The sequence below is a fragment of the Salinimicrobium oceani genome (genome assembly GCF_012037645.1).
Genome location: NZ_JAAVJR010000872.1, coordinates 1 through 399, shown reverse-complemented (window position 1 = coordinate 399; position 399 = coordinate 1). Strand labels below are relative to the sequence as shown.

1 pseudogene is annotated in these 399 nt (G+C 43.6%); it reads right to left on the bottom strand.

The window, feature by feature from the left end:
- A pseudogene (locus HC175_RS19820) lies at positions 1 to 399 on the bottom strand (tetratricopeptide repeat-containing sensor histidine kinase); the annotation flags it as partial.

Sequence of the window (399 nt, the reverse complement as noted above, 5' to 3'; positions counted from 1 at the left end):
ATTATGGGCAGAACCCGCATATTTCCTGTCGGTATCAATATTAAGATATTTCAGCGCCTCTGTTGCCGATTCCTGACTCCCGGCATAATCTCCCAGAGAGAATTGAGTATTGGCCATATCGAGAGAACGTCTTCCCGCACCGGCAGTGTCTCCCATTTTTAAAGTAAGCTGCCGCGATAAAAAAGCAAACTCAAAGGCATCCTCCGGCCGCGAAAGAAAACTATAAGTGGAATATTTACGATGCAGAGCTTTAGCCTGAAAATAGGTATCCTCCTGCAATTCGGCTACTTTTATAAGGCTGTCAATTAAAGGAAGTGTTTCTTCATATCGGTTAAGCCTATGCAAAGCATAGACCTTTGCATCAAGAAGTACTACCAGGTTGGTATCCTTAACGCTTTG